At 68.3% G+C, this 14960-nt stretch carries 12 protein-coding genes; 2 read left to right on the top strand and 10 right to left on the bottom strand.

Annotated features, from left to right (window positions below):
• Positions 1 to 546: 546 nt before the first annotated feature.
• Positions 547 to 762 (bottom strand): hypothetical protein, encoded by a 216-nt coding sequence (locus ACIBUY_RS03650; protein WP_399151607.1) that lies wholly within the window; start codon positions 760 to 762, stop codon positions 547 to 549.
• 658 nt (positions 763 to 1420) lie between these two features.
• On the opposite strand from ACIBUY_RS03650, the gene ACIBUY_RS03645 reads away from it, so the two are divergent.
• Both ACIBUY_RS03645 and ACIBUY_RS03640 read left to right on the top strand, forming a co-directional pair.
• The gene (locus tag ACIBUY_RS03645) at positions 1421 to 1951 is read left to right on the top strand and encodes a 2'-5' RNA ligase family protein (RefSeq protein WP_399151606.1); all 531 of its coding nucleotides are present in this window, start codon (positions 1421 to 1423) and stop codon (positions 1949 to 1951) included.
• A gap of 119 nt (positions 1952 to 2070) precedes the next feature.
• Positions 2071 to 3192 carry a hypothetical protein gene (locus ACIBUY_RS03640; RefSeq protein ID WP_399151605.1) on the top strand — a complete coding sequence of 374 codons (1122 nt, stop codon included), beginning with the start codon at positions 2071 to 2073 and terminating at the stop codon, positions 3190 to 3192.
• A 36-nt stretch (positions 3193 to 3228) separates the two neighbouring features.
• Here the strand turns inward: ACIBUY_RS03640 and ACIBUY_RS03635 are convergent, their stop codons facing one another.
• From ACIBUY_RS03635 to ACIBUY_RS03595, 9 genes are all read right to left on the bottom strand, one after another.
• Complete coding sequence (locus ACIBUY_RS03635) at positions 3229 to 5643, bottom strand: site-specific integrase (protein WP_399151604.1); 2415 nt, start codon at positions 5641 to 5643, stop codon at positions 3229 to 3231.
• Positions 5640 to 5990: a helix-turn-helix domain-containing protein gene (locus tag ACIBUY_RS03630; protein ID WP_399151603.1), complete on the bottom strand. Its 351-nt coding sequence runs from the start codon at positions 5988 to 5990 to the stop codon at positions 5640 to 5642. The genes ACIBUY_RS03635 and ACIBUY_RS03630 overlap by 4 nt, the downstream gene beginning before the upstream one ends.
• 26 nt (positions 5991 to 6016) lie before the next feature.
• Positions 6017 to 7108 carry a tyrosine-type recombinase/integrase gene (locus ACIBUY_RS03625; protein WP_399151602.1) on the bottom strand — a complete coding sequence of 364 codons (1092 nt, stop codon included), beginning with the start codon at positions 7106 to 7108 and terminating at the stop codon, positions 6017 to 6019.
• A 70-nt stretch (positions 7109 to 7178) separates the two neighbouring features.
• The gene (locus ACIBUY_RS03620) at positions 7179 to 7754 is read right to left on the bottom strand and encodes a 2'-5' RNA ligase family protein (RefSeq protein ID WP_399151601.1); all 576 of its coding nucleotides are present in this window, start codon (positions 7752 to 7754) and stop codon (positions 7179 to 7181) included.
• A gap of 15 nt (positions 7755 to 7769) precedes the next feature.
• On the bottom strand, positions 7770 to 8444 hold the full coding sequence (locus tag ACIBUY_RS03615) for a 2'-5' RNA ligase family protein (RefSeq protein ID WP_399151600.1): 675 nt from the start codon (positions 8442 to 8444) through the stop codon (positions 7770 to 7772).
• Between the two features lie 151 nt (positions 8445 to 8595).
• A complete protein-coding gene (locus ACIBUY_RS03610) occupies positions 8596 to 9558 on the bottom strand; it encodes an endonuclease/exonuclease/phosphatase family protein (RefSeq protein ID WP_399151599.1) in 963 nt (320 codons plus the stop codon).
• A gap of 27 nt (positions 9559 to 9585) precedes the next feature.
• Positions 9586 to 11643, bottom strand: a complete 2058-nt coding sequence (locus ACIBUY_RS03605; protein ID WP_399151598.1) for a hypothetical protein — start codon at positions 11641 to 11643, stop codon at positions 9586 to 9588.
• Positions 11644 to 11739: 96 nt separating this feature from the next.
• Positions 11740 to 13746 (bottom strand): ABC transporter ATP-binding protein, encoded by a 2007-nt coding sequence (locus ACIBUY_RS03600; RefSeq protein ID WP_399151597.1) that lies wholly within the window; start codon positions 13744 to 13746, stop codon positions 11740 to 11742.
• Positions 13746 to 14417, bottom strand: a complete 672-nt coding sequence (locus ACIBUY_RS03595) for a class I SAM-dependent methyltransferase (protein ID WP_399151596.1) — start codon at positions 14415 to 14417, stop codon at positions 13746 to 13748. The genes ACIBUY_RS03600 and ACIBUY_RS03595 overlap by 1 nt, the downstream gene beginning before the upstream one ends.
• Positions 14418 to 14960: the final 543 nt, after the last annotated feature.

The following is a 14960-nucleotide window of genomic DNA, read 5'->3' as shown; positions in this document are numbered from 1 at the left end:
ATCGTCAAGTATCCCTACGTGCACGCAGAATGCACTCCCCCACATGCCGAGTGGCCCCTGAAGTCTCTTAGGCGTGGTACCGGGTCAGGCTGTTCCGTGTGGTCCAAACCATGGCAAGTGCAGAGAGGGTTGGCAAGGGACTTGGGAAATGTTGGGTGGCGCCTGCACGCATACGAACATTGCCGCACCTGCACCTTTCCGCCCCTTATGACGTCAGTTCAGCAGGTCCCCCTATGATGACCACCGACGAGAAGCAGCCAGCCGCTTCCCGGCACACCACCATCCACCGGTCACACGGGACAGGGGCCAGCTCAAAGCGGACTGATCGTCGCCACAACGTGTGCGCCCAGCCGCAGAAGAGGAAGCATTCAGCGCAGAAAGTTGCAGTTCGGGCGCATCACAAGGATCCCGCCCGGCAGGGGAACATGACCGAATAGAGCCCATCGGGCCATCTCAGCAATCGAGACGTGGACGTTCCGCTCCGTCACCTCCTTGGGCCCCGCTACCCGACCAAGATTCGGGGCAGCTGCTCGGACGCGAAGCACGTCACGTCTCAGAGGTCGCCCCGGTCACGAGGTCGATCGTGGAGAGCAGGCGGAAAGCCATCGACTCAAGGTCCGCATCGCGAGGCAAGGGGTGCCCTGAAGAGTCGAGCTTCAGTTCGGACAGGGCTCCGCGCAGCATCGCAGCGTCGCTCGTCAGCTGCTGCACCAACTGCCCCGATACGACGATCGATTGGGGGTTTCCAGGCGCTTGGTTCATGTGCCTCTCCTGAAGCCGCATGGTCACAGACTCGGCAGTGCAGCACGAGCTTCCCACAGTCATCCACTCAGACGCAGGTGCCAAGATCTCGCCGAGGCTCGGGGCTCTGGCTGCACGAAAACCCCGGCACCGAGGTCATCCATCAGGGCCGGGCCACCGCGTATCCCGACCTCGCCGGGGTCGACTTGGCCACCGTCACCAGGTCCGACGGCGCGTACGCCGGGTTCACCCGAGCCATGCCCCGCTCTACATCGAGTCGGTCGCCGTGGGACGTCGTGGCCGACGGCTCTACGAAGACCTTCCTCTGGACGACCAAGGAGACCATCCGGCCCGGCGGTGCCGCCGTCAGTCACAAGGGGACACAAGATCCCGGCGATGTCTTACGTGCCTGCCAAGATGCTGTCGAAGGGTCCAATAAGTGTGCGAGCCAAGGCAATTTAGCACTGGCAATAACGGCGAAGCCCACCTCCAGCTCTACAGGGAGGGCCGCGGCTGGAAGCTCATCGAGGCTGGGCCGGTGCGCGTACAAGCGGAAGGGGACGTCGGTCGACTTTCCCGGGGAGGACGAAGGGCCAAGATGGTGAGACAGAGTGACGGGCCACCCTAATGAGACAACGAGCGAACGCGCAGGTCGCCACGACGGAATAGGCCATTCCGATTGCGGACCTACGCGCGCACGCACGACGTGCTGAAGGACTTCCCGATCACGCTGGTCGCGCGTCCTTGGGTGCACATCACCGTCGACCAAATCACTGACCGCGTAGGAGCGGCCATCTCGACAGCCGAACGCGACGCCCTGGTCGTGGAGTTGGGTAAGCGACTCGCGAACGTCGAGCCGTTCGACCCCATGATCGGATCGGTTGGGTCGTACGCGACCGGAGTGATCGCCAACGTCCATCCCGACGAGCCCCTCAACGACATCCACACCACCGTCCGCGCCGCGATCCAGACGGTGCGCGGGCCCAACGCGACGGGCTATCCCACCAAGGTCCCGCACCTCACGCTCGGATACGCGGCCGAGGAATGCGACTCCGACCAAGTCCAGAGGAAGCTCCGCAATGGAGTGCGCCCGGGGCATGCCCCGATGCGGGTGGACGCCGTTCACCTCGTGGACGTCACCGCGGACGCGCAGGCTATGACGATCACGTGGGACCACGTCGCGACGATCCCGCTGGGTGCGCGCAGCTGAGGATCGCTGTTCAGTTGTAGGTTCACATGCCCCTTCTTCCCCCTTCTTGCTGGCGGTGTCCTTCTTCCAGTCGAAGGGGAAAGGCCACCCCAACCGACCCCGCGCCGGGAGGTCAGCGCATGACGACCAACGCCTTGCTCGCTCATCTATCGGACCGGTTCAAGGCCAGACGTGAGCCGATAGCCACGGAAGCCCTCTACTACCTTGCGGAGCACTACCGCCCGGTCCGTGAAGTGCTCACCGGATTCGTCCGGAACGTCGAACTGCTGGTTGGCCGTCCGGACGGACTGCGGTTTCGCAGCGAAGCCACCTCGCCGGAGCACGAGGGCAGGCCGGACGTGGTCGGTGAGGTCGGCGGGCTGCCGCTGCTGATGATCGAGGGGAAGTTCGAAGCGGGACTGACGGAGTATCAACCCAACGGATACCTTGCAGGACTTCCGCGGGGAGGCACCCTGTTGTTCGTGTGCCCAGGCCACCGCGTCGTCGCGCTGTCCCACCAGCTTGCCGAGCGGATACCCGCCGGTCAAAGGGCCGGTAGCTTCGAGCCGGACTCGGCCACCGGTATTCACTGGCTGAAGCTCGAAGACGCCCGGCACCTTGCCGTCATGGGGTGGCTCGACCTCATCACGGCCCTCCGCGGTCACGGCGGCCGAGAGGACCCGATCCTGGAGGGTGAACTCCGCCAACTGGAGGGGATCGTTCAGGTCTTCGAGAGCGGCCTGGAGGCGCTGACTCGTCACGAACTGACCCACGGCATTGGGGACAGCTTCACCAAGGGGGTCGTGGCGACTCAGCGTGTCGTGGGTGCGCTTCAAGGACACCAAGGGATCACCGCTCCGAGGTCACCTCGGTGGAGGATCGAACCCACCCTTGATCGCTACTACTACGGCTCGGACTTCAGCGTCGGGCCCACTACCGTGTACGTCGGCTTCGAACCGGCGAGCTGGACACCGCATTGCCCTTCCCCGGCCACATTCTGGATCCTGGGTTCTGGCATCGAGGATGCCGATCAGCGACGCCACGTACACGATGCATACAGCTTGGCCGTGGCCGCGATCAACGCGCAGTTCGAACAGTCCTTCGCCGACTTCGAGTTCCGTGCCGAAGAGCTGGAGGCGGACTACTGGTGGGCCCCCATACCAATCCCTCCTGACGCCTCGGAGCAGCACTGCGAAGCCGCCGTCAGGGAGACACTCGCCAACCTGGTGCGCGGCCTGGCGCCCTCTGGCGAGGAACCCTAAAGAAGCGGAACGAGGCATCCCAATTGCTGACCTACGTCAGTTCGTTGGGTTGGTGCGTACCGGCCGGGCGGCAACGTCGGCCGCGTACGCCGCCCAGTCCCCGCCGCTGGCCTGCTGCCACTGCACGGCTACCGCACGGTGGATGCCCAGCATGCGCGCCAAGATCGCCGCCGGAACCTGAGAGGCCAGCGTGAACAGGGCCGTGGCTCGATCCTGTCGCGGAATGACACCCAATGCCCTAAGACGCAGGACGAGTTGGTCACGGCTGAGCGGCCGACCTGGGACCCGTCCGGGGAAGAGCCATCCTCCCGGCGCATCGACGAGTGAATGGCCGCGTCGACTCGTGATCAACTCCTCCATCAGGACATCGAGAGGCGCGGGCAGCATGATCGGGCGGTCGCCGAGCATGATCTTCCACTGGCCGCCGTCGTGCCGCACGTGGTCAACAGTGAGGTGGCGGATGGTATTGACGTGCTGCGCGTAGAGCAGCAGGAGCAGGCCGGCGACCCGGTCAGCCGTCGGCGCGTCGTCCCCGTGCAGGAGCCGTCGCGCGACCTCCCACCGCCGGTCCTCGTCGTGTGGGCCGGTCGGGCCCACCCACCGGGTGGCCGGGGCGGTGAGGTTGTGAGCGTGGCGGTGAGCAACGGCCCAGCGCACGAAGTGCGCCGTACGCGAGGGGTAGGTCGCGTGGTGGGCCAGGAAATCGTCGACTTCGTTCTGGGTGCATGCGCTCAGTAGCACGCCGCGATCTTGAAGAATGTCGAGGAGTTGGACAGCGGCATTGACGTGTGTACGGACGTTGTGGTCCTGGTCAACTGTCAGTTGGTGTCCGCGCACGCGTTGCCGCAGTCGGCGCAGATGGTGCCAGACTGCGTATCCGTGCAGGATCCGCCGCTCTTCGAGGTCCTCGCGCCCGGCCAGCTTCTCGCTGATCCATCGTTCCAGGTTGGCGAGGCGTTGATCTCGGGCGGGCAGCGATCCCGTGGCCATCAGGAGGTCGCGCAGGTAGTCCAAGGTCTTGCCCGGTGTCAGCTCGTCGAGCAGTGCGTGGGTCACCGGGCGGGGATCCTTACCCAGGGCAGTCAACAACGCGTGGACCTTCGGCTTGGACATCCAGGCCATGGCGTGGTCGGGACGCTCTACCGCCACCAGCGCGCGCCGGAACGGCACGAGTTCCACCGGGACGTCAGCGCCGCCTCCGAGAAGATCACCGAGCTTTTGGTCGACCAGACACCGTTGGCAGGGTTCCGTGCCGAACTGCCACGTCGTCTCGCAGAGAGGACAGCGATCCCAGAAGTCCGGATCCGGGTTCAGACACCTGGCGCAAAGCGGGGCAGCAAGTGTTCCGCCCTTGAGCGGCGATACTGCAGCGCAAGATACGCACCGGATATGGCGCACTCGGCAGTTACGGCACCACGGTTTGCCCGTCGCGCGCGATGTGGAACACCGGGTGAGCTGTCCACAGACGCTGCACTCCTGATCCTCCCGCGGGCTGCACCTCTCACACCAAGGTCCTTCCGCAGTACGGGCCTTGATCTTCTGGCGCCGACGGCACCCCGTGCACAGCTCACGGTTGGCGGGATCGTTCCTCCAACAGTCCGTACACACCGGGCGGCCGCTGTCATCGCGAGAACTCACCTTACGGTGCTTGCCGCACCGCGAGCAGTCCTCGGCACGTACCGCCTCCTCGCAGCGCCAGCAGATCCGCAGTCCGTCCTGCTTCGCACGGAGGCGCTCAGTCGCTCCGCAATGGGCGCACCCTGGCCGCTTCACCGCAGTGGCACCGGCGTCCACAAGGGCGTTGATGAAGGAAAGCACGGACGGAGCGGGCGCCGCGTGCCCACCGTCGGTCAGCAGCTCCGGCTGGTCCAGGACGGCCCAGGCAACCCGCCGGCGCACGGCGCGCTTGGGGGAGCATTCCTCCAGGACCTTCGCCACCAGGTCTCGATTCAGACCGGAATCGAGCCCCACGATCTGGTCGATCAGTTCCTCGGTGGGATCATCGCCGTCCCGGCACCGCTGGCACCGCGGGCGCCCCTGCCGGTCCCGGCTGCTGACGAGTGCCAGGGTGCCACAGGACGCGCATTCCACCTTGGGCCGGTTGCAACTGCCGCAGGCCCACAGGCCGCCCTTGCGACTGCACAGCGTCACGATCTCACGATCGCAGTCACAGCACCGTGGTGTCGCCAACTGCCCGGCTCCGCGCTTTGCGAGCGCCGCCAGCAGTTTGCCCACCGCCCAGATCGACGGGGAGCGGCCGGTGACCAGGACCTGCGGATTGTCCCGCACCTCCCGCGCGACCCGCCGTCGTGGTGCGGGGCCGCGCAGCACGGCTTGCGCCACCTCCCGGATCTGCTCGGTGGACAGGCCGTGTTCCACATGCGCGATCTGCTGTACGACAGCGCCGAGTGGATCGTCGGCGATCAACTGTTCTATGTCTATGGCCATCATTCAATTCCGGTGATGCGGGCCCGTTTGGGCCGCAGAGTTCCCAGCCCCGGCTCCGGAGCGCTGTTGCCGGCCGAGGCGGCCTTCTTCTTCGGGGTGCTCACCGTCCCCGCCCCAGCGACAGGCTCGAGCAGGTCCTCCATCCGGCAGTCGAGAATGTCCAGCAGGGCCATGAAGACCTTCATGCTCAGCCGCTCGGGGCGCTCGGTCACCAGTCGGTAGACTTGGCTGGACGAGAGCGTGATGCCGCGCTCGGCGAGCAACGGGATCAGGTCGCTGGTGTTGAACATGCCGTGCTCGGCCATGACTTTGCGCAGGTGCCACAGGTAGTCGAGCTTCGCTGCGGGCATCGGGACGTCCTTCCTCGGCAGCGGTCTCAGGCGAAGGCCGGGGCCAGGGCCCGCTGCAGGGCCGAGTTCATGTAGTCGTCGCTGACGTGGGTGTACGTGGCCATCGAACTGCTATTTTCGTGGCCAACCTGCTGCTGGATGAACATCCGGTCTACCCCGTCCTCCGTGAGATGCGTGACGTACGAGTGGCGGAGCGAGTGGGGGACCAACTCCTTGGGGAGCCCGAGCGCGTCGCGGTAGGTCTCGAACCGATCGTTGATCGAGCTGGGCTGGAGACGGCCCCCGCGCTCGGTAATCCACAACGCGGGCTGATCCGGAAACCCGAAGCGCGGACGGACGTTCTCGGCATAGTCCACGGCCGCCTCGACGGCCCAGTCCATCAAGGACAACACGTTCCGTCGGCGCGGCGGCTGCCCCTTCTTTGCCTTGCCATAGCGCACGTTGAGCGTGCCGAACCTGCCGAACTGAGGCGCCTTCGCGTTCCGCCCGAAGTCGACCAGGTCCAGCCGTGAGCACTCCGTGCGACGCAGCCCCCACCCGTAGATCACCTTGAACAAGGTGGCGTCCCGGTAGGCGGCCAGCGCCCCCTTGCGCCCTGCGCGGATCGCGCGCTCGACCTGCTCGTCGGCGTAGTCGAAGAAGAGCTGCAGTTCTTCGCGGGTGAACGGGCGGGCTTCGGGGTCTCCCTCGTAGTCCTGCAGGTGAGGCAGCGTATTCCACTCGTGACAGATCGCCACGGGATAGGTGCCGAACGCCTGCTCACACGCCGGCGCCCACCCATAGCGCTGATCGATGAGGAACTCGGTGAACAGCCGGACGGTTCCCTGGTAGTTCCGGACCGACGAGGGCGAGAGGTGGTCTTCGCTCGTGAGCTGGGCCGACCACTCGTCCATGTGTGCCGGGGCCCACGCCCAGGGGTAGTCGTTCACGAACTTGAGGAACCTGCGGATCAGCTTTTCGCGGTCGCTGATCGTCTTCGCCTTGAGGTTGCGGGCGAGTTGTTGGTTCCGCCAGCCGCGCAGCATGGCGTCGAACATGGCGTCCTCGGGGCGCAGCTGAATGACCCCGGAGACCAGCTCAAGGTGAGCCGACCCGGCCAAGTCCACGGTTCGCTGCACGACGAAAATCCCTTTCCCGCCTGATGGGCGTATCTTGCATCAGACGGGAAGAGGTATCAAGAGTGGCAGGTCAGACGGCTAGAGAGTAGGCTCCCCGGAGTGTCAGGGCGTCGGCCTGTGACCTCCCGACCAGGGCGTTCGCGCCCGTCTGATGCAACTCCCGAGGGTTGCTGTAGCCCAAGGAGCAGTGGGGCCGGCCCCCGGAGTGAACCAGCGCGGCCTCGCCGCGGGTGGCCCGGATCGCTGCTCGCACGCGCTCCTGCAGCGCCAGGACCTGCCCGTCGGGCCAGACGTCCAGAACAGCTCCCGCTCGTCCCGCCAGCGGCGGGCCCAGCTCCGCGACGAACGGCGCCACATCGGCCAGTTCCTTGCGCAGCGCGTCGATCAGCACGTCACGCTCCCGGACGCTGATGTCGCAGGCCGGCACATCCGCGATCATTTCGATGGTCACGTGGAGGGTTCCGGGGGTGCCGGGTTCGGCGGGGATCGCCGGGTCGATCGGGTAGGACAGCATCGCGGGTCGACAGGCGTGCGCGAGAGCGAGCAGTTCGTCGTCGACCCCGGCCCGGGGCGCCAGGTAGGCGTGCAGTGCCGCGAAACCGTCTTCCCAGGGCCGGCCCCGCCAGGAGGGCGTGAATTTTTGCACCGTGACTCCTCTGTTTCAGCGCTGCCCGAGGGGCAGGTCGTGGACGCGGTCGAAGTGATACGTATTGCCGGCGACGTCCTGGGTCTCCATGACCAGGTGCAGGGTGTCGACGGTCACGGTGACCTCGTGCCGGGCCTCGTGGATCAGGACGGAGGCCAGGTCGTCGCAGTGCCGTGCCAGCTGCGGGTCGTTGTAGGTGTCGGCGGCGCCGTACGCGGCCGATGCGTGCGGGATCTTCGGCGCGGCGGGCATGGTCAGCCCGGCGGCGGTCAGTCCGGTGCGCACCGCGGTGCTCAGGTCGGCGAAGACGTCCCGGCCCGGGGTGCGGGGCAGGACGCGGACCATGACGGCGGAGCGGCTCAGTGCGGCCGGGCCGATGGTCACCTCGAACGGTTGGATGCCGGACAGCTCGTGTCCGATTGCCTTGGCCGCTGTGGCCAGCTGCGGCGCGCCGACGCGGTCGCCGGCGATGTCGACGGCGTGGGCCCCTTGGATGGTCCAGTGGAGATCGTCCTCGGCGATCGGCGTGACGATGTCGGTGTAGGGGGCGAGGATCTGTCGGATCTCGCGGAAATAGCCGAGGACGTGCGGGTGATCCTGCATGGTCCAGAGCACGTGCGGGCGTCCCCGGTCGGCCTGCGAGGCCCCGGGCTTCTGCCAGATCCTGTCCGGGGCCATGAAGACGCGCATCAGTTTCCGTACCTTTCATCGGTGTAGGGCAGGGGAGTTGCAGACGACGTACTGGACATCCCGTGAATGCACCGTGCAACTCGTGCAGCGCGTGTGGTTGCCGCGGCCAGAGTGAGGGCGGTGCTGGTGGGAAGCCGAGTGGCGTCGCGCATCACGCGGTGCGGGCAATCAAGTCGGGCTGTAGGTCGATGTAGACGGGCAGATGGTCGGCGGCCCTTTCGGCAGCGGCAGTGTGGTGGGTCCGGTAGGCGGTGAGTGCGGGGGCGACGGGTCGGGTGGCCAGAATCAGGTCGATGCGCCGCTGCCCCCAGGGGTCCGGGTCGCCGTCGCCGTCCTTCCAGTGCCCGACCGTCGGCTGCCACGGCGCTTGGAGGTGGGCCGCGGCGTCGACCATGTACCCGTTGCGCAAGAGGGCTTCGGTCTGACGCCGGTCCGCCAGCTGCGTCGTGCCGAGCGTGCCGTCCAGCAGCTGGTATTCGAGATCGTCGTGGCGCATCTCCACGTACGGCTCAGGGTCGTAGTAGCGCTGCTGCCCGGCAGGCCCCTCGCCCTCGCCGACGCGCGCTGCGGAGATCGAGTTGAAATCGCCGCAGCAGACCCCGGGCACCACACCGCCGGTCGTGCGGAAGATTCCTTTGAGGCGGAGCGCTTCGTCGCGCCGGAAGTTGGGGCGGAACGGGTCGCCGTGGTAGCTGACCACCTTGATCGGCTCGTGGGCGCCGATGTCGAACATGCCGGTGGTGCAGCCGTGCCAGAAGTCCGGTGCACCGTAGGGGCGGTAGGAACCCTCGGCCAGCTGTACGGTGGCGGGATTCCACAGGAGGGCGGTCCACCAGGGGCGGTGCCAGTTCGCGGCCATGGCGGTGCCGTGCGGGTATCCGGCGCTCGCGGAGATGCGCGCGCTCAGATGGCAGGCGTCGGCCAGGTCGTGGATCAAGGCGGCGGCGACGTGGTCCCAGGCGTCGCGGTTGACGGTGCGTTCGTCGACCACGATCTCCTGCAGCGCGAGGACGTCCGGCGCGATCTCCTGGATGGCGTGCACCCGGGCGACCCAGGACGGTGTGCCCCGGTCACGGGGGCTGAGTTTGTAGGCGTTCAGGTTGGCGATACGCACGGTGTGTCTCCCGGCGGTCGGTGCGGGTCAGCGGTGGCGGGGTGTGTAGGTGGCGGTGGCCTGCGTGTAGATCGCGGTGATCCGGTCCTGCTCGGCGGCCGGGCCGCGTATCTGCAGGACGTGGAAACGGCCGTCGATGACGCGGACTTGGTTGAGGGCGAGCACGGTGGCGCCGTGCGTGGTCTTCCAGGTGTAGCGGCCTTCGGCCCAGTGCTGGCTGGTGCCGATGGTGATCTCTCGTTCACCGCTGGCCGTGCCCCAGGCGGCCTGGCGGTAGTCGTCGAGTTCGCGCTCGATGCGCTGATAGGCCAGCGGATCCCGCCCGTGGCCGGGCCCGTGTTCCGAGGACCGTGCGGAGGTGACGATCATGGTGAACTCGCCGTGGGTGAAGCGCACTTGGCCGCCGCGCCCGGCATGACGTGACCATCCGGCAGGAACAGCGATGGTGAAGCCGGCCCGGTCCTGGTGGAGCCGGAAGCCGGGGACGGGTGTGGCGCTGGCTGACGGCCGCACGGCAGGGGCTGTTGCGCTGCCGGGGGTGGCCGAGGCCCCCGCGCGCGGCCTCGCAGCGGTCGGAGCGCCGACCGTGCCGTGCACGATCCACAGGCCGCCCGCCGTGAGTGCGAGCGGCACGGTGACAGCGGTGATCAGGACCGGCCGGCGCGAACGGGACCGGCGACGGGCGGCGTGCTGGGCCCGGTGTCGGACGGCCGGTGGCCGCGGACGCCGCCAGGGCATCAGCGGCCCGCGATGGCGCAGGACGGGCAACCGGCCCGCCGCGCCGATGGGTTGTTCCACGGCGATCGGGGGCCGGGCGGGTTCGGGCGCGCTCCGCAGCAGCGAGCCCAGCCATCCCTCGACCTCGGCCGGGGTGGGTCGCTGCTCGGGATCGGTATGCAGCAGGGCCTCGATGACCGGGCGCAGCGGGCCGGCATCCTCGGCGTACGCGGGCGGCTCCGCGCACACCATCTCCACCAGTTCGTGCGCATCGTCCTCGGGGTAGGGGGCGTGGGCGTGGACGGTACGGAACAGCAGGGCGCCGAGCGCCCACAGATCGGTCGCGGGTGTGATCTCGGGGGCCAGCTGCCACACCGGGTGCGCCATGGCAGCCTGCTCCGGGGCCCACCGTTCGGTGACCGCGCCGACCATGATGAGCCGTGCCTGCCGGGCCCGCTCGGCCTCCCGCGCGCCGACCGGTCTCGCGTACGCGAATGCCGTGGGCGCGGGCGAAGGCGTCGGTGAAGCAGGAGGGGCCGCCGCGGCGCGGGCCGAGGCAGGGCAGGCAGGCGCGTTATGGCGGGCATCGCGCTGAGCGTCGGCGCGCAGCGCCTCCGTTCCGGCACCCGCGCCCGGGGCCGCCACGCGGCCGGTCGCGGGGGCGCGGCCCGCCGTCGCCGCTGCTGCGGACTTGCCGGATTGTCGATCGGGCGGGGACTCGGTGACGGGCGCGGCGTGTTCGGCAGCAACAGGGCCGTAGCCACACAGGATGTCCTGCACGATGCCGTGGGCGAGTCCGGTCAGCGTGACGCCGCCGTCGCCGGATATCCACACGCTGTGGGCAGTGATGTTGAGGTGAGCAAGTCCCAGATGGTGCAGGGGGCGCAGCGCGTTCAGGATGCCGTGCCCGATCTCCGCCGCCCGGTAGAGGGTGAGTGGCCCGTCGGCGAGCAGGGCGGCCAGCGGGCGCCCGTCGAGGAGTTCCCCGGCGATCCAGATCGCGCCGTCGGCGGTGAAGACGTCGAAATCCTGCGCTCGCCGCGGATGGTCGGGCAGCGCGATGACCGTGCGCGCCGCCGTCAGGGCCTGGGCGACTGCCGTAATCTCCGGGGCATCGACGCCATGTGGAGCGGCGTCGCCGTCCGGGACGAGGATCTCGGGCAGCGGCAAGGACTCCAGCACGATCTCCTGGCCGGTGTAGGTGTCCTCGGCTCGCAAGGGGGTGACCTGCAGACGCTGGGCGTCGGGCAGCGTGGGCAGTTGGTAGCGGTTGTGGAGCAGGGCAGTTGCGGGGGCGGGCGGCGTTTCGGCGGAACGGCGTCGGCGCCTCGTCGGGGCCGCACGGAGGGCGGGGCGAGCGGCAAACATGCGGGAGGCACCTCCAAGAGCGGGTTCGCATGGCGGGCAGGGGGCGGGGCGGTCGCGTCGATGTCCGCCCCGGGCGCGTGGGTGAACGAGGGCGAATTAAGGGCCAGTTGAGGTTCCGCGGGGATGCGCGGCGGGCCGGGCAGGCGTGCTGTGACCGTTCTGGTGCGGGATCTGCTGGTCGTATTGATTTGCCTGCAGCCGGTACCACTGCGCGTACCGACTGGCGGGCCGGGCGGCCAGGAGGTCGGCGTGGCTGCCCTCCTCGATCAGGTGTCCGTCGTCGAGGACGAAGATCTTGTCGACGTGGCGGACGGCAGCCATGCGGTGGGTGACCAGGACGATGATGCGGTCGGGCCCGGCCAGACCCAGGATCTGATCGAACGCACGCTGCTCGGCCTCAGGGTCGAGCGCGGAGGTCGGCTCGTCGACGATCATCATGCAGGCGAGCCGAAAATGAGTTTTGGCCAAGGCGATCTTCTGCCACTGCCCGCCGGACAGGTCGCTGGCACCGCGGAAGTTCCTGCCCAGCAGGGTGTCCATACCGCGTGGCAGTGCGGCGATGTCCTGATCCGCGCCCGCGTACTGGGCCGAGGCGTGCAGGGCCTCGGGGGTGGCGTCCCGCTCGGGCTGGCCGATCCGGATGTTCGTGGCGACCTTGAAGGGCCACCGTTCGAAGGTCTGGGTGAGGAGGCTGACGTGGTCGAAGAGGTGCTGGCGATCAGCGTCCGCGACATCAACGTCGTCCCAGTAGGCGTGGCCGCCCTCGGCCGGGAGGTGCAGCCCGGCCAGCAGCCGGGACAGCGTCGACTTGCCAGATCCGTTCGGTCCGACGAGGGCGATCACGCTGCCCAGCTCGATGGTGAGGGAGACGCGGTCGAGGGCCGGCTTGTCGCGGCCGGCGTAGCGGAAGGTGACGTTGTCCAGGCGGATGGTGCGCGGGCGCTCGGGCAGCGGCACTCCGCCCTCGGGAATGGCGAACTCTTCGGCACGCTCCAGGAACTCGGTCAGGTCGTGCACATACAGGGACTGTTCGTGGAGCTGACTCATGGTGCTCACCAGTGCGCCGATGCTGGCCGACCCCGCGTTGATCGCCATGATGGCGGTGCCCAGGACGGCGACGCCCATGTGCCCCGTCAGGCACAGCACGCCCATCATCGTGACGGTCAGCGCGTAGCTGAGGCCGGACAGGGCATCGGCGATGAGTTCGGTGGCCGCCTTGTCCTTGGCCAGGCGCGCCTGCTCCTTCTCCGCGGTGTGGGACATGACGCGGAAGTGGCGCAGCAGGAACGGTCCGACCCGGTGCACGCGGACTTCCAGGGCGGCGGTGACGGAGGTGAGCAGCTGGGACAACACCCGGCTGGCCCGCAGGTGTTCGATCCAGGTCATGGTCGAGAAATAGCGCTCCTGGGCCACCCGCATCACGCCCCAGCCGCGCGGTGCGACGATCAGGATGAGCATCGGCAGCAAGATGGGGTCGAGCACCGACAGGACGCCGGCGGCGGCCACCAGGGACAGGACGCTGTTCATGGCCGCGACGCTGGAGCCGATCATGTGACGGGCCTCGGTGGCGCCGTAGTGGGCCCGGTCGATCAGCTCCCTGAACGCGCCGTCCTCGATGGCCGCCAGCTCGACACGCTGACATGCCGTGAGGTACTGCTCCTGGGCGGCGCGCTCCACCTTCGGCTCCAGCGTTCCGGCCGCGGCGGTGGACTTGGAGGCGAGCAAGGAGTTGACGGTCCGCACCACCGCGATCATGACGGCGGCGGGCACGGCGGCGCGCAGTTGGTGTACGTCATTGCCGGCGGCGACGACGGCATGCAGCGCGGCATTGGCTGCCAGGAGTTTCAGGGCGGCCGCGATACCTTGACCGGCTTCGGTGATGCCGACCGTGAGCAGGGCGCGCCGGTCGGCCCGCCAGGCCAGGCGGATGGTTGTCGCTACCAGGTGGGGCAGGGCTTTCAGCGCACTGCGCAGGGTGAGGTCGAGCCGGGCGTACTCGTGTGTGCTCCAGCCGGCGTCATGACGTAACGGGCCGCCGAACAGCTCTTGTTCACTGTCCGAGACCACGGGCGGGCCGGGCTTCGGGCGACGCAGCAGCCGCATCAGGCACCCCCGTCCGATGCGCCGCTGTCACGGCCGGCGGCGTGCGGGCGGTCGGTGCGGCGGCGGGCCTGGATGAGCTGGTACGTCACCGGATTGTCGGCGTCGGGCACGGTCAGGAGGTCGTGGTGGTCCACGGTGAAGCCGGCCTCGTCGAGTAGGTCCTGCCACAGCAGTGGGGTGAGCACCCACATCCATACCGGCGCGGGCGGCCGGTTCTTGAGGCGGATGTGCTGTTCGCGTGGGGCGAGCGTGGAGCTGGGGCCGCGCTCGTCAAGGTCGGTGTGCAGGACGGAGAAGACGAGCCGCCCGCCGGCGGGCAGGTTGTGGCGCAGTGCGGGCAGAGCGCGGTGCGGGTCGACATAGGCCAGCGACTCCACCGAGAACACCAACTCGTACGGGTCGGCGGTGTGCAGGTGGGTGACGGCGTCGCCGAGCAGGTACCGCACCCCGGCTATATCGCCGTACCGGGTCTGGGCGCGCTGGTGCTGGGTGGGGGAGAGGTCGATCGCGTCGACGACGGCGTGGTGGTCGCGGGCGAGGTGGGCGGCGAACCGGCCGGTTCCGCAGCCCACTTCCAGCACCCGCCGCCCGTGCAGCGGGCCGAGGATGCTGTCGCCGGGGCCGATGCCGGGCTTCGGTCCCCAGTGGACACGGTCGGCATCCTCCGGCATATAGCCGCGATCGAGCTGAAAGCGCCCATAGTCGTTCCAGGCGCGGACGTTGACCGTCCCCGGGGAATTGCATCCGATGCGCGAATCTGGATCCGGCGACCTCGGTACCTGCGGCATCAACGTACCTCCTGCTTAATGAAGTTGAGGGGCGAAGACCAGCCCTCTTGCCGTGGATCTCTCATCTGCTGCACGATTCACGCGCCTCTGAAAGGGAGGGAGCGTGACGACGGCCGACCTGCCTCACGGCGCCGCCCGACTGGTGCTGCTCAACGGCGTGGCCCACCCGCATCGCCCGCAGCACCGCCCTGGTGGAACTCGCGGGGGGAATGCCCGCCGTGGTCGTCAGCCACCTGCTCGGCCTGAGTCAGGCCACGGCCGACACCTGGCCGCGCATCGCTGGCGCTGACCACGCGGCCTACATCGTCGAGACGATCCACCGCTGAACTGGCCGTCGGCGGCCCGCCGACGGCCACCGCATCCGCCAAGACGCTGTATGGGCGGACTTGTTTTGCGGTCTGGTCCACACAACTCCACGTCGTTTGA

Origin of the sequence: Streptomyces sp. NPDC050085 (assembly GCF_044460595.1) — a bacterium.
Taxonomy (GTDB): Bacteria; Actinomycetota; Actinomycetes; order Streptomycetales; family Streptomycetaceae; genus Streptomyces.
Note: the sequence above shows the minus strand (reverse complement) of the source record. Positions and strands in the feature narration are given on the sequence as shown.